Source organism: Pseudomonas sp. HTZ2 (genome assembly GCF_033173945.1).
Lineage (GTDB): Bacteria > Pseudomonadota > Gammaproteobacteria > Pseudomonadales > Pseudomonadaceae > Aquipseudomonas > Aquipseudomonas guariconensis.
In genome coordinates this window covers 346060-367123 of the sequence record NZ_CP137332.1, presented here as the reverse complement: position 1 = coordinate 367123, position 21064 = coordinate 346060, and the positions used below count along the sequence as shown (strand labels likewise).

Sequence of the window (21064 nt, the reverse complement as noted above, 5' to 3'; positions counted from 1 at the left end):
GTTGTGCTTGTGGGAGCGGACTTGTTCGCGAAAGCACCGGAACAGACACCGGCACGCTCTACCCTGACGATAACGGGATGCATAGACGGCAGACAACCCTCCTTGGCGCGTTATCACAACATGGCGTCGCGCAGGCGCGGGGTGAGCTCTTCGAACAAGGTCTGTACCGAGCGCAGCGCTCGGCAGTCCGGGCGGGTCAGCAGCCACAGCTGGGTATCGCAACCGGGCAGGGGGCCGCTCAGGGCTTCAACCTCGGGCAGGGCATCGACCATGTAGTCCGGTAATGCCGCGACGCCAAGCCCGGTGCTGACCAGCTGGGCGATGGTCGACATGCTGCTGCACTGGTAGCGTGGGTTCAGGCCAGGGTACTGCTGGTTGCGCCAGACGACTGTGGGATGGTCCTGCATCGAGTCGTCCGGGGCGATCCACGGTACGCTGTGATGCGATTCGCCCAGCCGCTCGCGCCACTGCGCTTGGCCACAGACCACGTAGGACGTGGAGCCCAGGCAGCGGCCGACAAGGTGCTCGGGCGGTGTGTTGGTCAGGCGAAGCGCGATGTCGGCATCGCGTCGACTGAGGTTGGCGAAGGTGTTGGAGGTGCCCAGTTCCAGCGACAGGGCAGGGTAGTTCGACATGAAGTCAGCCAGCGCTGGCAGCAGCAGGCTGTGCATGACGGCTTCAGTACATGTCAGACGAACGGTACCGCTGACGACCTGTTCCCCGCTGGTCAGGGCGATGCGTGCGGCATCGAGCGCCTGCTCGGCGCGCTCGGCCTGCTCTGCCAGGGCCTGGGCGGTATCGGTGGGCAGGTAGCCTTTGCGACTCTTGACGAACAGTGCTGTGCCCAGTGCGGACTCCAGTCGGCGAATCGAGCGAAACACCGTCGAGACGTCTACTTTGAGCAGTTCGGCGGCTTTGGCCAGCGAGCGACCACGCTCCAGGGCCAGGACCAACGAAAGGTCGGCATGGGTAATTTGATATTGCATTGTTGCACGCTCTGCTTGCCGAAATGCCAATGTCTGTTGCGTTGAGGCCATTTTATAGTGGAACGGCCCCCGGGAATCAATGCACACCGGGTCGCACCCTATCCCCAACGATGGGACAGTGAAAAGAACAACAGTAGCAACCATCGCCGCCCGCGAGGCGCCAGCAGTATCCCTCCACATCGCCGCCCCGAATCAAAGGATGTACAGCCATGACGTCGGTAATCCCGTGCGCCAGTTCTTCCAGCGAGATGAATGAATTCCTAGAGGCTCATCCGGACACGCAGTTCGTCGATCTGCTGATTTCCGATATGAACGGTGTGGTACGCGGCAAGCGCATCGAGCGCGCCAGCCTGCACAAGGTATACGAGAAAGGCATCAACCTGCCGGCGTCGTTGTTCGCCCTGGATATCAACGGCTCGACCGTCGAGAGCACCGGCCTTGGCCTGGACATCGGCGATGCTGACCGCATCTGCTATCCGATCCCCGGCACTTTGTCCGACGAGCCTTGGCAGAAGCGCCCCACTGCTCAGTTGCTGATGACCATGCATGAGCTGGACGGCGCCCCATTCTTCGCCGACCCACGTGAAGTGCTGCGTCAAGTGGTCGCCAAATTCGACGAGCTGGGCCTGGATATCTGCGCAGCCTTCGAGCTCGAGTTCTACCTGATCGACCAGGACAACCTCAATGGCCGTCCGCAGCCACCGCGCTCCCCGATCTCCGGCAAGCGCCCGCAGTCGACCCAGGTGTACCTGATCGATGATCTGGACGAGTACGCCGACTGCCTGCAAGACATGCTGGAAGCGGCCAAGGAGCAAGGCATTCCTGCCGACGCCATCGTCAAGGAAAGCGCCCCGGCCCAGTTCGAAGTCAACCTGCACCACGTGGCCGATCCGCTCAAGGCGTGTGACTACGCGATCCTGCTCAAGCGCCTGATCAAGAACATCGCCTACGACCATGAGATGGATACCACCTTCATGGCCAAGCCCTACCCGGGCCAGGCAGGCAACGGCTTGCACGTGCACATCTCGCTGCTGGACAAGAAGACCGGCAAGAACATCTTCGCCAACGAAGACCCGCTCAAGAGCGATGCGCTGCGCCACGCGATTGGTGGTGTGCTGGAAACCATGCCGGCATCGATGGCGTTTCTGTGCCCGAACATCAATTCCTACCGTCGCTTCGGCGCACAGTTCTATGTGCCGAACGCACCGAGCTGGGGCCTGGACAACCGCACCGTCGCCTTGCGCGTGCCCACCGACAGCAGCGAGAACGTGCGCATCGAGCACCGCGTGGCCGGCGCGGACGCCAACCCTTACCTGATGCTCGCCGCCATTCTGGCCGGCATCCATCACGGCCTGACCAACCAGGTCGAGCCGGGTGAGCCGATCGAAGGAAACTCGTACGAGCAGCTGGAGCAGAGCCTGCCGAACAACCTGCGTGACGCCCTGCGCGCGCTGGACGACAGCGAGGTGCTCAACCAATACATCAGCCCGGACTACATCGATATCTTCGTGGCCTGCAAGGAAAGCGAGCTGGCCGAGTTCGAAGTGTCGATCTCCGACCTCGAGTACAACTGGTACCTGCACACGGTATAAGCCCATGAGCGCAAATGCGGTCCCTCTGATCGGTGTCAGCGCCTGCCGCCAGCAGGTGGGGAAAAACTCGTCGCACACTGTGGGCGACAAGTACGTGGAGGCGGCCGGCTTTGCGGGGCTTCCGTTGATATTGCCGGCCCGCGACGGTGGCAGCGACACACAGGCGCTGCTCGCTCGGCTCGATGGCATTCTTTTTACCGGCTCACCTTCTAATGTCGAGCCGCATCATTACAATGGCGCCCCCAGCGCGGAAGGGACCCGGCACGACACCGCGCGTGACCGTCTCACCTTGCCGTTGCTGCAGGCAGCCATTGCCGCCGGTATACCGGTGTTCTGTATCTGCCGTGGTTTCCAGGAGTTGAACGTCGCCCTCGGCGGCACCCTGCACCAGCGCGTGCAGGAACTGCCCGGCTACCTGGATCACCGAGAACCTGAGGATGCACCGCTTGAGGTGCAATACAGCCCTCGACACCCCGTCGGCGTTGCGCCGGGAGGGCTGTTCGAGCGCTTGGGCCTGGCTGCGCAGTTCGAGGTCAACTCGCTGCACAGCCAGGGCATCGACCGTTTGGCCCCTGGCCTGCGCGTCGAGGCACGGGCCCCGGATGGCCTGATCGAAGCGGTGTCCATGCCTGATGCGCCGGGCTTCGTGCTCGGCGTGCAGTGGCACCCGGAATGGCGTTTCGCCGAAAACCCGGTCTCCCGGCGCCTGTTCCAGGCATTCCGCGAGGCCTGCATTGCCCATGCTGCACGGGAGGGTTCGCGCCAGAAAACACTCTGACGTTACCCGAAGGTCTTGGATGACCCGCTCCCTGCAACAGCTTTCAATGAGTGAAAGCGGGCCTTGTTCGCAAGGTCCGTGAAAACAATACCAATAGTTACGGCAAAGACTCATGAGCGAATACACCGAAGCCGGCCGCCCACCCGATGTGGCGACCGATGCAGGCAACACCCAGCGCGCCAGTAAAGGCCTTGCAAAAGGCCGTTTGGGCCTGCTGGCCAGCGTGGTGCTGGGCATCTCCACGATTGCACCTGTCTATACCCTGACCGGCGCCCTTGGCCCCACCGTGCGTGAGGTGGGCGCCCACCTTCCCGCTGTTTTCATCGTCGGCTTCCTGCCTATGCTGCTGGTCGCGCTGGGTTATCGCGAGCTCAATGCCGCGGAGCCGGACAGCGGCACTTCCTTTACGTGGTCGGCGCGGGCTTTCGGGCCGATGATCGGCTGGATCGGTGGCTGGGGGCTGGTCGTGGCCACAACCATCGTGTTGTCCAACCTGGCGGGTGTGGCCGTCGATTTCTTCTATCTGTTCATTGCACAGATCACCGGTCAGCAGGAGCTGGCGGCATTGGCGGACAACTTGTTGGTGAACATCACCACCTGTTGTGTGTTCATCGCCCTTGCGGTGTGGATCTGCTGCCGTGGCATGGGCACCACGATGACCGTGCAATACGGCCTGGTGGCCTTGCAGTTGCTGGTGTTGATCGGCTTTGCGTTCGCCGCCTTCAGCGAGACCACCGCACCGCCACCGCTGGCATTCGATCTGGCCTGGTTCAACCCGTTTGGCGTGGAGTCTTTCTCGGCGTTCGCCGCAGGTCTGTCGTTGTCGATCTTCATCTTCTGGGGCTGGGACGTGTGCCTGACCGTGAGCGAAGAGTCGATCGGCAGTGACGAAGTCCCGGGCAAGGCTGCCACCTGGACGGTATTGCTGATCCTTGGTCTCTACCTGGTCACCGCCATCGCCACCCTGCAGTTCGCCGGAATCAGTGATGTCGGCCTGGGTCTGGGTAATCCGCGTATCCAGGAGAACGTCTTTGCGCACCTGGCCGGTCCGGTCATGGGCCCACTGGCGATCCTGATGTCCATTGCCGTATTGGCTAGCACCGCTGCGTCCTTGCAGTCGACCTTCGTGTCGCCGGCGCGGACCCTGCTTGCAATGGGCTACTACGGTGCCGTGCCGCAGCGCTTTGCCAGCGTCTGCCCGCGTTCGCAGACCCCGCGCTACGCTACCATCTGCGCGGGCGTTGCTGCTGGTCTGTTCTACGTGACCATGCGCACCCTGAGCGAGAACGTGCTGGCCGATACCATCACTGCCTTGGGCATGATGATCTGCTTCTACTACTCGCTGACGGCCTATGCCTGTGTCTGGTACTTCCGCCACAGTCTGTTCGGCAGCCTGCGTCACTTCTTCATGCGCGGCCTGTGCCCGCTGGTGGGTGGTGTGATCCTGTCGATCATCTTCGTGCGCACGGCGATCGACAGCGCCTCGCCGGATTTCGGCAGCGGTTCTCACGTTGCCGGTCTTGGCTTGGTGTTCGTGATCGCGGCAATCATCTCGGCACTGGGGATCGTGTTGATGGTGCTGTCGCGCTGGCGCGCACCGGCCTACTTCCTGGGCGCAACGTTGCGCCAGCAGGCCAACCTGCAACTGCAGGAGTAATGAAAGAAAAGGGGCTGCGAACGCAGCCCCTTTTTGATTTCAGCCGATCAATTGCTTGAGCAGCGCTCCATGGCGTTGCTGTTGCTTGTGCAGCTTGAGCGCCTCGGCGCGTTCTGTGGCCAGCGAGTCACCATCGCGGTTCGCACGGAACACGGCTTTGAGGTCTTCCAATGCAACGGCGAAGTCATCGTTGATGATGACGTAGTCGTACTCGTCGTAGTGCACCATTTCGCTGACCGCTTCCTTCATGCGGCCTTCGATGATCTCTTCGCTGTCCTGGCCGCGGTTGTCCAGGCGCTGGCGCAGTGCCTGCTGGCTCGGCGGAAGGATGAATACCGAAAGCGCCTGTGGCATCAGCTTGCGTACCTGCTGGGCGCCTTGCCAGTCGATTTCCAGGATCAGGTCCTGGCCCTGGTCCAGGGCCTGTTGCAGCGCACTGCGCGAAGTGCCGTAGAAGTTGCCGAACACTTCGGCATGCTCGAGGAAGTCGTTACGCTCGATCAGGGCCTTGAACTCGTCATGGCTGACGAAGTGGTAATTCACGCCGTGTTCTTCACCCGGGCGCTTGTTGCGCGTGGTGTGCGAAACCGAGACGCTGATGCGTGGATCGTCCTTGATCAGTGCCGTGACCAGGCTGGTCTTGCCGGCGCCGGACGGGGCCGAGACGATGTAGAGAGTGCCGCTGCTGTGGTTCATGGTGGGGGTGGCCTTACTCGATGTTCTGTACTTGTTCACGCATCTGTTCGATCAACACCTTGAGGTTGACCGCCGCCTGGGTGCTGCGCGGGTCGAATGCCTTGGAGCCCAGGGTGTTGGCCTCGCGGTTGAGCTCCTGCATCAGGAAGTCCAGGCGCCGGCCGGCCGCGCCGCCGGACTTGAGTACGCGCCGGACTTCAGTGATGTGCGTGCTGAGGCGGTCCAGCTCTTCGGCCACGTCGCTTTTCTGGGCCAGCAACACCATCTCCTGTTCCAGGCGCTGCGGGTCGAGTTCGGCCTGCAGGTCATTGAAGCGGTCGAGGATGCGCTGGCGTTGGGCCGCCAGCATTTGAGGCACCAGAGCGCGCAAGGTGGTGACCTCTGCGGTCATGCCGTCCAGGCGCTCGTTGATCAGGCGGGCCAGCTCCAGGCCTTCACGCTGGCGGCCGGCCTTGAGCTCGGCGAGCGCCTCGTTGAACAGCGCCATGGCCTCGGCATTGAGCGCCTGAGGGTCGCTGGCGTCGGCCACCAGCACGCCGGGCCAGGCCAGGACTTCGAGCGGGTTCAGCGGTGCGGGCTGCTTGATCAGACCGGCGACGGTCTCGGCGGCGGCGACCAGTTGCGCGGCGCGCTCACGGTCGACTTGAAGGGGCTTGCCGGCGTTGTCTTCGCTCAGGCGCAGGGTGCATTCGACCTTGCCGCGCGAAAGGCCTTGGCGCAGGCCTTCGCGCACCGCGCCTTCCAGATCGCGCAGGGCCTCGGGCAAGCGCAGGTGAGGCTCCAGGTAGCGGTGGTTGACCGAGCGCAGTTCCCAGGCCAGGGTGCCTTGGCTGCCAGCGCGCTCGACGCGAGCAAAAGCGGTCATGCTGTGCACCATGGTGAGTACCTCGCGAAGTCTGAATGAACGGGAAAGCCTTTCGGCCAAGGCGTGGGATTGTAACGCAGTGCGGTGCGGGCGCCCAATCCACCCATGCTACAGAGCGCCTGCAAGGCCGGTGGGAAAAGACGACAGGCTGCCCCGGCGCGCGACAATAGGCATGTCCTCACAGGGCGACGGGCCTTATAATGCTCGCCAGATTCAAGTCCCGGTACAGGTATCCCAGATGAAACGTCCAAGTGGTCGCGCCGCCGATCAGCTCCGCTCGATCCGCATCACCCGCAACTACACCAAGCACGCCGAGGGGTCGGTACTGGTCGAGTTCGGCGACACCAAGGTCGTCTGCACGGTCAGCGTCGAAAATGGTGTTCCCCGCTTCCTCAAGGGCCAGGGCCAGGGTTGGCTGACCGCCGAGTACGGCATGCTGCCGCGTTCCACCGGCGAGCGTAATCAGCGCGAGGCGAGCCGTGGCAAGCAGGGTGGTCGTACCCTGGAGATCCAGCGTCTGATCGGTCGCTCCCTGCGCGCCGCGCTGGACATGAGCAAGCTGGGCGACGTCACCCTGTACGTCGACTGCGACGTGATCCAGGCCGATGGCGGCACCCGCACTGCGTCGATCACCGGTGCCATGGTCGCCCTGTGCGACGCCCTGGCCGTGATCAAGAAGCGTGGTGGTCTCAAGGGTGGCAACCCGCTCAAGCACATGATCGCCGCTGTGTCGGTGGGCATGTATCAGGGCGAGGCCGTGCTCGACCTGGACTATTTGGAAGACTCCGCCGCCGAGACCGACCTGAACGTGGTCATGACCAGCGCCGGTGGCTTCATCGAGGTCCAGGGCACCGCCGAAGGCGCTCCGTTCCAGCCTGAAGACTTCAACGCCATGCTGGCCCTGGCCCAAAAGGGCATGACCGAGATCTTCGAACTGCAGAACGCGTCGCTGGCCGACTGACCTGGCTGCCAAGGAGGTGTGGAACATGAACGAGCCTGACGACCTGCCGGTCGCCCCACCCAACGCCGAGATCCGGCAATGGGCGATGTTCTGTCATCTCTCGGCGCTGCTGGGCCTGGTGGTGCCCCTTGGGCACCTGCTGGGCCCGCTGGTGATGTGGATCTGGAAGCGTGAGCTGGATCCGTTCATCGACGCGCAGGGCAAGGAGGCACTGAACTTCCAGATCAGCGTGACCATCGCAGGGTTCATCTGCTTCCTGCTGATGTTCGTTTTGGTGGGGATCGTGCTCTTCGCCATCCTGACGGTAGCGGTGCTGGTCCTGGCCATCCTTGCGGGGGTCAGGGCCAACGAGGGCAAGCCTTATCGCTATCCGCTGATCTGGCGGCCAATCAAGTAGGTTTTTTGAGGCCCATTCGCGGGTAAACCCGCGAATGGGCGGCAGACTGACTTAGATCGTCAGTGTCCAGTCGTAGTCCACGATCAGTGGCGCATGCTGGGAGAAGCGCGGTTGGCGTGGCAGGCGTGCGTTGCGCACGAAACGGCGCAGGCCTGGGGTAAGGATCTGGTAATCGAACCGATAACCCAGGTTAAGCATCTCGGCCTGCTCGTTGTCCGGCCACCAGCTGTACTGGTCACCTTCGCGACTGACTTCGCGCAGGGCGTCGATGTAGCCCATGTCGCCAACGATTGCGTCCATCCACGCACGCTCCGGTGGCAGGAAGCCTGGCGACTGCTGGCTGTCGCGCCAGTTCTTGATGTCCAGCTTCTGTTGCGCCACGTACAGCGAGCCGCAGTAGATGTACTCGCGACGCTTGCGACGCTGCTTGTCCAGGTAGCGGGCGAAGTCGTCCATCAACTTGAACTTCTGGTTCAAGTCCTCGTCGCCGTTCATGCCCGAAGGCAGCAGCAGGGTGGCAATACTTACCTTGTCGAAATCCGCTTGCAGGTAACGCCCGTAACGGTCGGCTGTCTCGAAGCCCAGGCCGGTGATGACTGCCTTGGGCTGCATCCGCGAGTACAGTGCCACGCCACCTTGGGCTGGCACCTCCGCGTCGCAGGCGTAAAGGAAATAGCCATCGAGCTGGAAAGCTGGGTCGTCGAGTTCAAAGGCCGAGGCGCGGGTATCCTGAAGGCAGATGACGTCGGCATTCTGGGCTTGCAGCCAGCTGAGCAATCCACGCTCGGCCGCAGCCTGAATGCCATTCACGTTCACACTGATGATCCGCATAAATGGCCCCAAAAATCTCGTGCGTGTATGATACCCGAGCTCAACTCATTTAGCTAAATCCGTGGTGTCCGGGACTCTTCATGCAGCCGTATCAGCGCGACTTCATTCGTTTTGCCATCGATCGCGGGGTTCTGCGCTTCGGTGAGTTCACCCTGAAATCGGGGCGTACCAGCCCGTACTTCTTCAATGCCGGCCTGTTCAATACCGGTTCTGCACTGGCGCAACTGGGGCGTTGCTACGCGGCGGCCATCGTCGACAGCAAGATCCCGTTCGATGTGCTGTTCGGCCCCGCCTACAAGGGTATTCCCCTGGCCGCAGCCACTGCTGTGGCGCTGGCCGAGCAACACCAGCTCGATGTGCCATGGTGCTTCAACCGCAAGGAAGCCAAGGATCACGGCGAAGGCGGGAGCCTGGTCGGCGCCCCGCTGGCCGGTGACGTACTGATCATCGACGACGTGATCACCGCTGGCACCGCTATCCGCGAAGTGATGCAGATCATCAACGCGCAGAAGGCCAAGGCCGCTGGCGTTCTGATCGCGCTGAACCGCGAAGAGCGTGGCAATGGCGAGCTGTCGGCGATCCAGGAAGTCGAGCGCGACTTCGGCATCCCGGTGGTCAGCATCGTTTCGCTGACCCAGGTGCTGGAGTTCCTGGCCGATGACCCACAGCTCAAGCAGCACCTGCCTGCTGTCGAAGCCTATCGGGCGCAATACGGGATCTGACGCCCCGCGTTGCAACGAAAAAGGCGACCTTCGTGAGAAGGTCGCCTTTTTTGTGCAGGCTATTCAGGCCTCGTTCGCGGCGAACCGCCGCAATAGCGGCTGCGCTCAGTCCGTGCCGTACTTCGGCGAGCGGGGGCCATAGAGGATTCCGCCGTTGGGCTGGGGCGTGAGCAAACGACTGCTGGTGATGCCCGCGATCGGGTAGCCCGCATCATCTTGTACGTTGCTGATGATCTGGTTGATCGCTGCGGTGACCAGCATGCCAATCAGGCCGCCTTGATTCTGCCGACCTTCTTCGCTCGAGGCGCTGGCGCTACCCGTCCACAAGGTGGTTCCGCTCTTGAGGTCCACCAGTTTGGCGCTGGCGGTGACGACAGTTGCGCTGCTGAGCACCATATAGCGCGTACCGTAATCGCTGACGGTGACATACAGGCCTGCATCCGCACCAAAAATCTCATGCAGCTTGTTGGGCGGCAGCTGATGGATATCGGCGGGTGTGCTCAGGCCGTTCTGGCGGAAGGTTTCGTCAACCAGTGCCACGGGCATTACGTAGTAGCCTGCCTCAGCCAGCGGATAGGTCACCTGGGACAGCATGCTGTAGGTGGCTTTGACATCCGGGGACTCGTTCAGTGGCGGCAGGATCAGGATCGATTTGGGGCGACTTTGTTTGTAGGCCGTGTAATCGATGGTCTTGCGCTCGGCGCAGCCGGTGAGCAGCGCCAGCACGCAGACGCTCACGAGCAGTTGGGTGAGGCGACTGATCATTGCTTGGTTCCCTTGCTGGCATTGTTCATCAGAAAGTCCATGTACGGCGCCGATTCAGGGAACAGTGCCTTTTCGGTGCGCAACTGCTGGATCATCTGATCGTCCTTGCCCAGGCTGGAATAGAGCAGCCCAAGTTGGGCGTGATAGCCGGGCGGGACCGCGCCGTTCTTGGCTTTGATCTTTTCGAGGTCACGCTCAAGGGCGATGGCCTGTTCCTCTTTCGAGGACTCACCTTTGAAGTACTCATATACCTGGGGTTGGTAGCTCTCCCATTGGTACAAGGACTTTGGGCCGCTGCAACCTGCCAGCAGGGTGCAGCCAAGCAAGAGCGCGGCGACTGCGCGCCAGGCCGAGAGTGAGGTCGTCATGTAACTTCTTCCTTGTTCTATCCACTTACTGCGCTTGTGGCTTCCATTGGCCGCTTTCCACGGCATTGACCAGTTTGTTCACGGCTTCGCGCATGGCCAGGTCGAGGACTTTGCCATTGAGGGTGGAGTCATAGCTGGCGGTGCCGCCGAAGCCGATGATCTCGCGGTTGGAGAGTGCATATTCGCCTGCACCCTGGCTCGAATAGACCACCTCGGAGGTACTGATGTTGACGATGTTCAGTGCAACCTTGGCATAGGCAATCTGGGTCTTGCCGCGCCCCAGGATGCCGAACAGCTGGTGATCGCCGACCTCTTTGCGGCCGAACTCGGTTACATCGCCTGTCACCACGTAGTCGGCGCCTTTGAGACGCTGGGCTTGGCCCTTGATCGCCGCTTCTTGCTGGATCTCGCCCATATTGTCGCGGTCGAGCACATTGAAGCGATTGGTCTGCTGCAAATGGGTGATCAGGATGGTTTTGGCTTGGCCGCCCAAGCGGTCAACGCCGTCGGAGAAGATGCCGCGCATGTAGCTGGAGCGATTGTCGAATTTACCCACGGCGATCGGCGCCCGAAGGCCGCTGTAAGGACGATTGACGCTTTCTACCTGCTGCACGGCAACTGCCGTGGAGGTTTCGGTTGCGCAGCCGGAAAGGGACCCGATAGCCAGAGCGGCTACCAGCACGAGTCCTTGTGATGCGTATTTCACGCGATATCTCCATTAGAAAGTAAAACGATGGCGCTATGCTATTACCTTTTCGGCGCCAAGCAGAATAACTTTATGTGCGGCGGGAGCTTAAAGCGCGGGTGCGGTGAGGATGAATAAAAAAAGGCGACCCTAGAGGTCGCCTTTTTCCGTGAATCGACGCCAGATGGTAAGAGCCATCTGACAGACCAAGTGGTCAGTGACGCTTGGTGTTGGTGATCAATGTGCCCACGCCGCTGTCGGTGAAGATCTCCAGCAGCACGGCATTCGGTACGCGACCATCGATGATGTGCGAGCTGTTCACCCCACCTTGCACTGCCTCCAAAGCACATTTGATCTTCGGCAGCATGCCGCCGTAGATGGTGCCATCGGCGATCAGCTCGTTGACCTGCTCGGTGGTCAGTCCGGTCAGGACGGTGCCCTGCTTGTCCATCAGGCCTGCGATATTGGTCAGCAGCATCAGCTTCTCGGCCTTGAGCGCCTCGGCTACCTTGCCGGCCACCAAGTCGGCGTTGATGTTGTACGATTCGCCGTTCTCACCCACGCCGATCGGTGCGATCACTGGAATGAAGTCGCCTTTGACCAGCATGTTCAGCAGGTCGGTATTGACGCTCACCACTTCACCCACATGGCCGATGTCGATGATTTCCGGTTGGGTCATCTCCGGTGTCTGGCGGGTGACGGTGAGCTTCTTGGCGCGGATCAATTCAGCATCTTTGCCGGTCAGGCCGATGGCGCTGCCGCCGTGTCGGTTGATCAGGTTGACGATGTCTTTGTTTACCTGACCGCCCAGAACCATCTCCACCACATCCATGGTGGCCGAATCGGTGACTCGCATGCCGTCGATGAAGTGGCTCTCGATCGAGAGACGCTTGAGCAAATCACCGATCTGCGGGCCGCCGCCATGCACGACCACCGGGTTGATGCCCACGGCCTTCATCAACACGATGTCCCGGGCAAAGCCGGTCTTGAGCTCTTCGCTCTCCATCGCGTTGCCGCCGTACTTGATCACCAGGGTCTTGCCGACAAAGCGGCGAATGTAAGGCAGTGCTTCGGACAAAACCTCGGCTACATGGGAAGCGGCATCGCGATCGAGGGTCATGCAGGGCTCCAGGTAAGGAACGGATAGTCGGTCAGAACGGCAGTTGCAGGGCTGGATCGACACGCAGCAACTGCGTGCGCAAGACAGCCTGGATACGTTTGAGCTCGGCATCGCTTTCGGCCTCGAAGCGCAGCACCAGCACCGGGGTGGTGTTGGAAGCGCGAACCAGGCCCCAGCCTTGGGCGTAGTCGACCCGCACACCGTCGATGGTGGTGAGGTTGGCATCGCCCCAGTCGGCGTCGCGTTGCAGTGCATCAATGATGCTGAATTTACTCTCGTCGGTCACATCAATGTTGATTTCCGGCGTCGAAATATCGTTCGGGAACGCCGCGAACAGGCTTTCGGCGTCCTGGTCGGCCTTGCTGAGGATTTCCAGCAGGCGTGCGGCGCTGTAGATGCCGTCGTCGAAACCGTACCAGCGTTCCTTGATGAAGATGTGTCCGCTCATCTCGCCGGCCAGCAGAGAACCGGTCTGTTTCATCTTCTTCTTGATCAGCGAGTGCCCGGTCTTCCACATCAGGGCGCGACCGCCGTGCTGTTCGATCAGCGGTGTCAGGCGACGGGTGCATTTGACGTCGAAGATGATTTCGGCACCGGGGTTGCGCGACAGCACGTCCTGGGCGAAGAGCATCAGCAGGCGGTCTGGATAGACGATGGTGCCGGTATTGGTCACTACGCCCACGCGGTCGCCGTCACCGTCGAAGGCCAGGCCGATGTCGGCGCCGGTTTCCTTGACCTTGGCGATCAGATCCTCGAGGTTTTCTGGCTTGCCCGGGTCCGGGTGATGGTTGGGGAAGTTACCGTCGACGTCGCAGAACAGCGGGATGACGTCGCAGCCCAAGGCCTCGATCAGTTGCGGCGCGATGACGCCAGCGGCGCCATTGCCGCAGTCCACCACCACCTTGAGTTTCTTGGCCAGCTTCACGTCGCCGACGATCTGCTGGAAGTAACGCTCCAGGATCTCGACACGTTCGACGCGGCCCTCGCCACGGCTCAGGTCGTTGGTTTTCAGGCGGGTCAGCAGGGCTTGGATCTGTTCGTTGGCCAAGGTGTCGCCAGCGATGACGATCTTGAAGCCGTTGTAGTCAGGCGGATTGTGGCTGCCGGTAAGCATCACACCGGACTTGCCGGCCAGCACATTGGCGGCGTAGTACAGCGCTGGAGTCGGGACCAGGCCGACGTCGCTGACCTGGCAACCGGCGTCGACCAGGCCCTTGATCAGCTGCTCGACCAGCATCGGTCCGGACAGGCGGCCATCGCGACCAACCGAGATCTGCGGCTCGCCCTGGGCGAGGGTTTGGGCGCCGATGGCACGGCCGATCCAATAGGCAGTCTCGCCGGTCAGTGTTTTGCCGACAACGCCACGGATGTCGTAGGCACGGAAGATGCTCTCGGGCAGTGCGGGTACCAGGTGGGCCATGTCGTTCATCTCTGGGTGCTCCAATAATCAAAGGCTTCTGGGCAGGCGCAAACTGAACGCTTGGACGATGCTTTGGCCAGAGAGTTCGCCATCCATGGCCCAACGGTCGTCAAGCGGTCTCAGTGGCTGCCGGAGTGACCGAAGCCGCCAGCCCCGCGCTGGCTCTCGTCGAAGGACTCGACGATCTCGAAATGCGCCTGCACCACAGGCACCAGCACCAGCTGCGCGATACGCTCGCCGATGGCGATGGTGAAGGGCGTCTGGCCTCGGTTCCAGCAGGAGACCATCAGCTCGCCCTGGTAGTCCGAGTCGATCAGGCCGACCAAGTTGCCCAGCACGATGCCGTGCTTGTGGCCCAGGCCCGAGCGCGGAAGGATCATTGCGGCCAGGCCCGGGTCGCCGATATATACCGACAGGCCAGTGGGAATCAGCAGGGTCTGGCCCGGCTCCAGGACAGTGTCTTCCTTGAGCATGGCGCGCAGGTCCAGGCCGGCGGAGCCGGGGGTGGCGTATTGCGGCAGAGGGAAATCATTGCCCAGGCGAGGGTCGAGGATCTTGGCTTGAAGAGCGTGCATGTAACTTATTGAACCTGGTTGAGCCGTTCGGCGATGAAGGCGACCAGTTGTCGGGCGATCTTGCCCTTGCTGGTCTGCGCGAAGAGGGTCTGGTGCTGCTGGCGGTCGATGACGGTCAGGGCATTTTCCTCGCTGTTGAAGCCGATGCTGGGGTTGGCCACATCATTGGCGACGATCAGGTCGAGGTTCTTGTCCTTGAGCTTGCGCGTGGCGTAATCGAGCAAGTGTTCGGTCTCGGCGGCGAAGCCGACGCTGAACGGACGATCGGTGCGGCCAGCGATGGTCGCAAGGATATCTGGATTGCGCACCATCTGCAGCAGCATGCCGTCGCCGGTCGTAGGGTCTTTCTTGAGCTTTTGCGGGGCAACGACTTCAGGGCGGTAGTCCGCGACCGCTGCCGAGGCGATGAACAAGTCGCAGGGCATGGCGGCCTCGCAGGCCGCGAGCATGTCCCGCGCGCTCACCACGTCGATCCGGTTGACGCGATCGGGCGTCGCTAGGTGCACGGGGCCTGTGACGAGGGTCACCCGAGCCCCGGCTTCGGCAGCCGCCTCGGCCAGGGCGAAGCCCATCTTCCCGGAGCTATGATTGGTGATGTAGCGCACCGGGTCGATGTTTTCCTGGGTGGGGCCGGCGGTGATCAGCACATGCTTGCCGGTCAGCGACTGGCGCTTGAAGCTTTCGGCTGCGCACCAGGCTAGATCCGTGGCTTCGAGCATGCGACCAAGGCCAACGTCGCCACAGGCCTGGCTGCCGGAGGCCGGGCCGAATACCTGGATGCCGCGGCTCTTGAGCAGTTCGAGGTTGGCCTGGGTGGCCGCGTCGCGCCACATGGCCTGGTTCATGGCTGGCGCCACGGCAACAGTGGCATCGGTAGCCAGTACCAGGGTGGTCAGCAGGTCATCGGCCATGCCTTGTGCCAGGCGTGCCATGAGGTCGGCGGTGGCCGGGGCGATCAATACCAGGTCGGCCCACTTGGCCAGTTCGATGTGCCCCATGGCCGCTTCGGCCGCGGGGTCGAGCAGATCCATGTGCACCGGGTGGCCTGACAGTGCCTGCAGGGTCAGTGGCGTGATGAACTCGGCACCACCGCGGGTCATGACAACGCGCACCTGCGCGCCGTGTTCCAGGAGTCGGCGAATCAGCTCGGCGCTCTTGTAGGCGGCGATGCCGCCACCCACGCCGAGAACGATGCGCTTGCGATACAGCCGCTGCATAGGCTTGCCTTTTTCCAGTGAAAGCGGGCGACGACGACTGCTGCCTGCGGCAGATCGTCGCATCTACGGAGCGGGATAGATTAACACAGGGCCTAAACGCACCGCAGTAACACGCAAGGAGGGGTATGAACATCAGGGAATGGCCAGCGGACGAGCGGCCACGGGAGAAGCTGTTGCAGCGCGGTGCGGCCGTGCTGTCGGACGCTGAATTACTCGCTGTGCTGCTGGGCTCGGGAGTTGCCGGGCGAAATGTGCTGGACCTGTCGCGGGGGCTTTTGATGCGCTTCGGCGGACTCAGGCAGTTTCTCGAGGCAGACCGCGATGCCGTGCTGCGCGAACCGGGCCTGGGGTTGGTGAAATATGCGCAGTTGCAAGCGTTGCTGGAGATCGGCAGACGTTATCTGGATGAATCCATCTCGCGTGAAGCCGTTCTGGAGAATCCGGCGTCTGTGCGGCGTTATCTGAAGTCCAGGCTGCGTCACGAAGCTAGCGAAGTGTTCGGCTGTCTGTTTCTGGACACCAAGCACAGGCCGCTGGCGTTCGAGGTCCTGTTCAGGGGGACGATCAACCGGGCGAGCGTCTACCCGCGTGAGGTGGTGCGGCGCTCGCTGTTGCACAACGCCGCCGCCCTGATCCTTTGCCACAACCATCCGTCAGGCCATAGCGAGCCCAGCGAGGATGACGTGCACATGACGCTGGTGCTCAAACGGGCATTGGCGTTGATCGATGTGCGGGTGCTCGATCATGTCATCGTCGGGGACGGTGAGCCGCTGTCGATGATCGAGCAGGGGTGGTTCGAGGCCTAAGGCTGCTTTATGGCCAGCGATGGGGCGCAAAGCGCCCCGGCCAATGACTTAGCGCGTGACGGAAACCTTGCTGAAATCCAATCGCCCGAACGGGCTCACTTGGTAACCCTCCACACCCTGGCGCAGCAGCGTGGCGGCAGTCGGATGGGCCAGTGGCAACCACAGTGCCTGCTGCTGGATCAGCGTCTGCGCCTGTTGATACAAACGGCTGCGCACGCTCTGGTCGTTAGTGGTGCGGCCGGCGCTGATCAGCTGATCCAGGCGGTTATCGCAAAAACGCGCGAAGTTGGTACCGGACTTGACCGCCGCGCAGGAAAACTGCGGGGTGAGGAAGTTGTCCGGATCGCCGTTGTCGCCGGCCCAGCCCATGAACAGCAGATCATGCTCGCCAGCCTTGGCCCGGCGGATCAGCTCGCCCCATTCGATCACGCGGATCTCGGCCTTGATACCGATCTTCGCAAGATCCGCCTGGAGCATCTGTGCACCCAGGCTCGGGTTTGGATTGAGCAGGCTGCCTGAGGGGCGGGTCCAGATCGTCGTGGCAAAACCGTCCGCAAGCCCTGCCTTGGCCAACAGCGCCTTGGCTTTTTTAAGGTCCATGGCGTAGCCAGGCAAGTCCTTGGCGTAGCTCCAGGTGTTGGGCGGGTAGGGGCCATTGGCCGCGATGGCGGTGCCTTCGAACACGGCCTTGAGATAGGCGGGCTTGTCGAAGGCCAGGTTGATGGCCTGGCGCACCTCGGATTTGTCCAGCGGTGGGTGCTGGCTGTTGATGGCGACGAACGCCGTCATGAACGCCGGGACACTTGCGGTCTTGAGATTACCGTCCTTGCCAGCTTCGGTGATATCCAACGGTTTGGGCGAGAGGGCCACCTGGCATTCGCCGCGTTTGAGTTTCTGCAGGCGTACGTTGGCGTCTGGGGTGATGGCGTAGATCAGCGGGTCGACGGCGGGCTTGCCCGCGAAATAGTCGGGGTTGGCGCGATAGCGCACCACCGCGTCCTTCTGGAAACGCTGGAACACGAACGGTCCGGTGCCGACCGGCTGGCTGTTGAGCTTTTCCGGGGTGCCGGCCTTGAGCAGCTTGTCGGCATACTCGGCGGAATAGATCGAGGCGAAACCCATGCTCAGGGTCGCCAGGAAGGTCGCGTCCGGGTGGGTCAGGGTGAAGCGTACCGTGTGCGGTTCCGGCGCTTCGATCAGCTTGATCAGGCTGGCCAGCTGCAGCGATTGGGCATGCGGGTACCCTCCAGGCGCTGTCTTGTGCCAGGCGTGGGCGGGGTAGAGCATGCGCTGGAAGCTGAACAGCACATCGTCGGCGTCCAAGTCACGGCTGGGTTTGAACCAGGATGTGGTATGGAATTTCACGCCATTGCGCAGCTTGAAGTCATAGATCAGGCCGTCATCGGACACTGTCCAGCTTTCAGCCAGGCTGGGCACCACCTTGCCCTGGCTGGCATCGAATTCCACCAGACGATTCATCAGCACATCGGCCGAGGCGTTGGTGGTCGTCAGCGAGTTGTACTGGACGACGTCAAAGCCTTCGGGGCTGGCCTCGGTGCAAACGGAGAGGGGCGCCGCCTGGGCGAGGCCTGCGGCGAACAGGGAGGTGAACAACAACGATAGGGCGGCGACACGCATGGTGACTCCTTGACTGATCCGGGGCCCATCTGACTGTGCAGCTGAGGAAAGGTCCTACCCTAGTGTGCGCATTGATAAATGGCCACCTTCTTTTTCGCCTGCCCGGCGACGAGCGGTCGACAGCACGCCAGCCTTGTCGCTATGCTGGCCGGGCGCGCTCGGCCCTATCAGGATGCGTATCTTCTGTTGTTGTGGTCGAGTCTTTCTGGTATAAAGCAGCGCTCTTTTCTAGGGGCACGGTCTGTCGCGCAAGCCGATTCGGTCGATAGGACCCCCGGAAACACGGCGCCTGGCGCCATAGACTGAGAGATTAAGCGGCCAACCCATGCCGGGTTGGGCATGTGGTTTTAGAGGGCTGAGGCATGTCGAGAGTCTGTCAAGTTACCGGTAAGGGTCCGGTAACCGGGAACAACATTTCCCACGCAAACAACAAAACCCGTCGTCGTTTCCTGCCAAACCTGCAGCACCACCGTTTCTGGGTTGAGTCCGAGAAGCGTTTCGTGCGTCTGCGCGTTTCCGCCAAGGGCATGCGTATCATCGACAAGCGCGGTATCGATGCCGTTCTGGCCGACATCCGTCGTGCTGGCGCCAAGGTTTAAGGGAGAACATCATGCGTGAATTGATCCGTCTGGTTTCGAGTGCCGGTACCGGCCACTTCTACACCACCGACAAGAACAAGCGCACCACTCCGGACAAGATCGAGATCAAGAAATACGATCCGGTCGTCCGCAAGCACGTGGTCTACAAGGAAGCCAAGATCAAGTAATTGATCGGCAACCTGAAAAAAACCCGCTTCCTCGGAAGCGGGTTTTTTTATGTCCGGCGTTCAGGGCGGAAGAGGAAACTTTCGATGATGCCCTTCACCTGCGACTCTTACTTCTGTTCGAACATGACGTAGATCTTGCGGCAGGGCTCCAGCACTTCCCAGGTGCCCTTGAAGCCGGCCGGGATGACGAACCGATCGCCGGCGCGCAGGGTCTTGGCATTGCCCTGTTGGTCGCGCAGTACCGAGACACCCTGGGTGATCTCGCAGTATTCGTGCTCGGTGTAGTTCACCTTCCACTGGCCCACCTCACCTTCCCACACGCCGGCGGCGAACTGGCCGCAGGGGCTGGAATAGTGGTTGTAGACCGCCTGGTCGGGCTCGCCCTTGAGGATTTTTTCCGCCGCTGGACGGTAGCGTTCGGCCTCGGTGAGTGCCTGAGCGAAGTCGATGATGGTGCCGATGCTCATGGTGATTCCCTTTTGTTGTTTAATAAAATGCACATCAGTAGGCGTTTAGGCCTTTCGTGTCAAATATATTGATAGTTTCCACCGGCTGGTTTAGGGTGTCGGGTGCCAGTGTGCGCTTGTCACCCGGCCAGAATTATTGACACGCCGTGATGTCCTCAGTACGGCGTTGCACCTTAACAAGAGGAGGAGTTTCGTATGACCACCCTGACTCGTGCGGATTGGGAACAGCGTGCCCAGCAACTGAAGATCGAAGGTCGCGCCTTCATCAACGGCGAATACACCGATGCCGCATCCGGTGAAACCTTCGACTGCCTGAGCCCGGTGGACGGACGCTTCCTGGCCAAGGTTGCCAGCTGCGATCTGGCCGACGCCAACCGCGCCGTCGAAAATGCCCGCGCCGTGTTCGAATCCGGCGTCTGGTCGCGCCAGGCTCCGGCCAAGCGTAAGGCTACCCTGATCCGCTTCGCCGACCTGCTGCGCAAGAACGTCGAAGAACTGGCCCTGCTGGAAACCCTGGACATGGGCAAGCCGATCGGTGACTCTTCCACCATCGACGTCCCAGGTGCCGCCAACGCCATCCATTGGACTGCCGAAGCCATCGACAAGGTCTACGACGAAGTCGCCCCGACTCCGCACGATCAGCTGGGTCTGGTGACCCGCGAGCCTGTGGGCGTGGTCGGCGCGATCGTGCCGTGGAACTTCCCACTGCTGATGGCCTGCTGGAAACTCGGCCCGGCCCTGGCCACTGGTAACTCCATCGTCCTCAAGCCATCGGAAAAATCGCCGCTGACGGCCATTCGTATCGCCCAGCTGGCGATCGAAGCGGGCATCCCGGCAGGCGTGCTGAACGTGCTGCCAGGCTACGGCCACACCGTGGGCAAGGCCCTGGCCCTGCACATGGACGTCGACACCCTGGTGTTCACCGGCTCGACCAAGATTGCCAAGCAGCTGATGGTCTACGCGGGCGAGTCGAACATGAAGCGCGTCTGGCTGGAAGCCGGCGGCAAGAGCCCGAACATCGTCTTCGCCGACGCCCCTGACCTCAAGGCCGCCGCCGAAGCCGCTGCCAGCGCCATCGCCTTCAACCAGGGCGAAGTCTGCACCGCAGGTTCGCGCCTGCTGGTCGAGCGCTCGATCAAGGACAAGTTCTTGCCGATGGTGGTCGAGGCCCTGAAGGCCTGGAAGCCGGGCAACCCGCTGGATCCGTCGACCACCGTCGGTGCTCTGGTGGACACCCAGCAAATGAACACCGTGCTGTCGTACATCGACGCCGGTCACCAGGATGGTGCCAAGCTGCTCGCGGGCGGCAAGCGTATTCTGGAAGAAACCGGCGGTACTTACGTCGAGCCGACCATCTTCGACGGCGTGACCAACGCCATGAAGATCGCCAAGGAAGAGATCTTCGGCCCTGTGCTGTCGGTCATCACCTTCGACACCGCCGAGGAAGCCGTGGCGATTGCCAACGACACCCCGTACGGCCTGGCGGCTGGCATCTGGACTGCCGACATCTCCAAGGCCCACAACACCGCTCGTGCCGTGCGCGCCGGCAGCGTGTGGGTCAACCAGTACGATGGTGGTGACATGACCGCGCCGTTCGGTGGCTTCAAGCAATCGGGCAACGGTCGTGACAAGTCGCTGCACGCACTTGAGAAGTACACCGAGCTGAAAGCGACCTGGATCAAGCTGTAATCCAGCGGGCCGCTGGGCGGCCCTTTTCGTGGGTGACCGCTCCCACAGGATTCGTAGGAGCGG

At 61.8% G+C, this 21064-nt stretch carries 22 protein-coding genes and 1 pseudogene; 10 read left to right on the top strand and 13 right to left on the bottom strand.

What is annotated here, in order from left to right; all coding sequences use genetic code 11:
- Positions 1-113 precede the first annotated feature (113 nt).
- The gene (locus R6G97_RS01700; protein ID WP_043209893.1) at positions 114-986 is read right to left on the bottom strand and encodes a LysR family transcriptional regulator; all 873 of its coding nucleotides are present in this window, start codon (positions 984-986) and stop codon (positions 114-116) included.
- Positions 987-1195: 209 nt separating this feature from the next.
- Between R6G97_RS01700 and R6G97_RS01695 the strand changes: the two genes are divergently transcribed.
- The 3 genes from R6G97_RS01695 (at position 1196) to R6G97_RS01685 (ending at position 5013) form a co-directional block, all read left to right on the top strand.
- Complete coding sequence (locus tag R6G97_RS01695) at positions 1196-2578, top strand: glutamine synthetase family protein (RefSeq protein ID WP_043209890.1); 1383 nt, start codon at positions 1196-1198, stop codon at positions 2576-2578.
- Positions 2579-2582: 4 nt separating this feature from the next.
- Positions 2583-3356 (top strand): gamma-glutamyl-gamma-aminobutyrate hydrolase family protein, encoded by a 774-nt coding sequence (locus R6G97_RS01690; RefSeq protein WP_043209888.1) that lies wholly within the window; start codon positions 2583-2585, stop codon positions 3354-3356.
- Positions 3357-3468: 112 nt separating this feature from the next.
- On the top strand, positions 3469-5013 hold the full coding sequence (locus tag R6G97_RS01685; protein WP_070572153.1) for an APC family permease: 1545 nt from the start codon (positions 3469-3471) through the stop codon (positions 5011-5013).
- A gap of 39 nt (positions 5014-5052) precedes the next feature.
- Here R6G97_RS01685 and gmk read toward each other — a convergent pair whose 3' ends face one another.
- The gene (gene gmk / locus R6G97_RS01680) at positions 5053-5709 is read right to left on the bottom strand and encodes a guanylate kinase (RefSeq protein WP_043212953.1); all 657 of its coding nucleotides are present in this window, start codon (positions 5707-5709) and stop codon (positions 5053-5055) included.
- 13 nt (positions 5710-5722) lie between these two features.
- Positions 5723-6586, bottom strand: a complete 864-nt coding sequence (locus R6G97_RS01675) for a YicC/YloC family endoribonuclease (protein WP_043212955.1) — start codon at positions 6584-6586, stop codon at positions 5723-5725.
- Positions 6587-6812: 226 nt separating this feature from the next.
- On the opposite strand from R6G97_RS01675, the gene rph reads away from it, so the two are divergent.
- Entirely contained in the window at positions 6813-7535 is a 723-nt protein-coding gene (rph, locus tag R6G97_RS01670) for a ribonuclease PH (protein ID WP_043212958.1), read from the top strand.
- 25 nt (positions 7536-7560) lie between these two features.
- Positions 7561-7932, top strand: coding sequence for a DUF4870 domain-containing protein (locus R6G97_RS01665; protein ID WP_043212961.1), 372 nt, complete (start codon positions 7561-7563; stop codon positions 7930-7932).
- A gap of 51 nt (positions 7933-7983) precedes the next feature.
- On the opposite strand, the gene R6G97_RS01660 is transcribed toward R6G97_RS01665, so the two are convergent.
- Positions 7984-8763, bottom strand: a complete 780-nt coding sequence (locus R6G97_RS01660; RefSeq protein ID WP_317847728.1) for an exodeoxyribonuclease III — start codon at positions 8761-8763, stop codon at positions 7984-7986.
- A gap of 80 nt (positions 8764-8843) precedes the next feature.
- Between R6G97_RS01660 and pyrE the strand changes: the two genes are divergently transcribed.
- Positions 8844-9485: an orotate phosphoribosyltransferase gene (gene pyrE / locus R6G97_RS01655; protein ID WP_043212965.1), complete on the top strand. Its 642-nt coding sequence runs from the start codon at positions 8844-8846 to the stop codon at positions 9483-9485.
- A gap of 105 nt (positions 9486-9590) precedes the next feature.
- On the opposite strand, the gene R6G97_RS01650 is transcribed toward pyrE, so the two are convergent.
- The 7 genes and pseudogenes from R6G97_RS01650 to coaBC all read right to left on the bottom strand — a co-directional run bounded on the left by R6G97_RS01650 (position 9591) and on the right by coaBC (position 15635).
- Complete coding sequence (locus R6G97_RS01650; RefSeq protein ID WP_043212967.1) at positions 9591-10250, bottom strand: DUF799 domain-containing protein; 660 nt, start codon at positions 10248-10250, stop codon at positions 9591-9593.
- Complete coding sequence (locus R6G97_RS01645; protein WP_090344208.1) at positions 10247-10618, bottom strand: DUF4810 domain-containing protein; 372 nt, start codon at positions 10616-10618, stop codon at positions 10247-10249. The genes R6G97_RS01650 and R6G97_RS01645 overlap by 4 nt, the downstream gene beginning before the upstream one ends.
- Before the next feature lie 25 nt (positions 10619-10643).
- The gene (locus R6G97_RS01640; protein WP_043212971.1) at positions 10644-11324 is read right to left on the bottom strand and encodes a CsgG/HfaB family protein; all 681 of its coding nucleotides are present in this window, start codon (positions 11322-11324) and stop codon (positions 10644-10646) included.
- A 193-nt stretch (positions 11325-11517) separates the two neighbouring features.
- On the bottom strand, positions 11518-12423 hold the full coding sequence (gene argB / locus R6G97_RS01635) for an acetylglutamate kinase (RefSeq protein WP_043212973.1): 906 nt from the start codon (positions 12421-12423) through the stop codon (positions 11518-11520).
- A gap of 31 nt (positions 12424-12454) precedes the next feature.
- Positions 12455-13828, bottom strand: a pseudogene (locus R6G97_RS01630) (phosphomannomutase/phosphoglucomutase); the annotation flags it as partial.
- 134 nt (positions 13829-13962) lie between these two features.
- The gene (gene dut / locus R6G97_RS01625) at positions 13963-14418 is read right to left on the bottom strand and encodes a dUTP diphosphatase (RefSeq protein ID WP_043212979.1); all 456 of its coding nucleotides are present in this window, start codon (positions 14416-14418) and stop codon (positions 13963-13965) included.
- Positions 14419-14423: 5 nt separating this feature from the next.
- A complete protein-coding gene (coaBC, locus tag R6G97_RS01620) occupies positions 14424-15635 on the bottom strand; it encodes a bifunctional phosphopantothenoylcysteine decarboxylase/phosphopantothenate--cysteine ligase CoaBC (protein ID WP_043212982.1) in 1212 nt (403 codons plus the stop codon).
- Positions 15636-15760: 125 nt separating this feature from the next.
- Here coaBC and radC point away from each other — a divergent pair, with 125 nt between their 5' ends.
- Positions 15761-16441 (top strand): RadC family protein, encoded by a 681-nt coding sequence (gene radC, locus R6G97_RS01615; RefSeq protein WP_043212984.1) that lies wholly within the window; start codon positions 15761-15763, stop codon positions 16439-16441.
- A gap of 48 nt (positions 16442-16489) precedes the next feature.
- Here radC and R6G97_RS01610 read toward each other — a convergent pair whose 3' ends face one another.
- The gene (locus R6G97_RS01610) at positions 16490-18079 is read right to left on the bottom strand and encodes an ABC transporter substrate-binding protein (RefSeq protein ID WP_043212986.1); all 1590 of its coding nucleotides are present in this window, start codon (positions 18077-18079) and stop codon (positions 16490-16492) included.
- A 362-nt stretch (positions 18080-18441) separates the two neighbouring features.
- On the opposite strand from R6G97_RS01610, the gene rpmB reads away from it, so the two are divergent.
- A complete protein-coding gene (rpmB, locus tag R6G97_RS01605; protein WP_043212989.1) occupies positions 18442-18678 on the top strand; it encodes a 50S ribosomal protein L28 in 237 nt (78 codons plus the stop codon).
- A gap of 11 nt (positions 18679-18689) precedes the next feature.
- Entirely contained in the window at positions 18690-18845 is a 156-nt protein-coding gene (gene rpmG, locus R6G97_RS01600) for a 50S ribosomal protein L33 (RefSeq protein WP_003253507.1), read from the top strand.
- A gap of 107 nt (positions 18846-18952) precedes the next feature.
- Here rpmG and R6G97_RS01595 read toward each other — a convergent pair whose 3' ends face one another.
- Positions 18953-19312 (bottom strand): cupin domain-containing protein, encoded by a 360-nt coding sequence (locus tag R6G97_RS01595; protein ID WP_317847727.1) that lies wholly within the window; start codon positions 19310-19312, stop codon positions 18953-18955.
- Positions 19313-19507: 195 nt separating this feature from the next.
- On the opposite strand from R6G97_RS01595, the gene R6G97_RS01590 reads away from it, so the two are divergent.
- On the top strand, positions 19508-21001 hold the full coding sequence (locus R6G97_RS01590; RefSeq protein ID WP_043212993.1) for an aldehyde dehydrogenase: 1494 nt from the start codon (positions 19508-19510) through the stop codon (positions 20999-21001).
- Positions 21002-21064 lie beyond the last annotated feature (63 nt).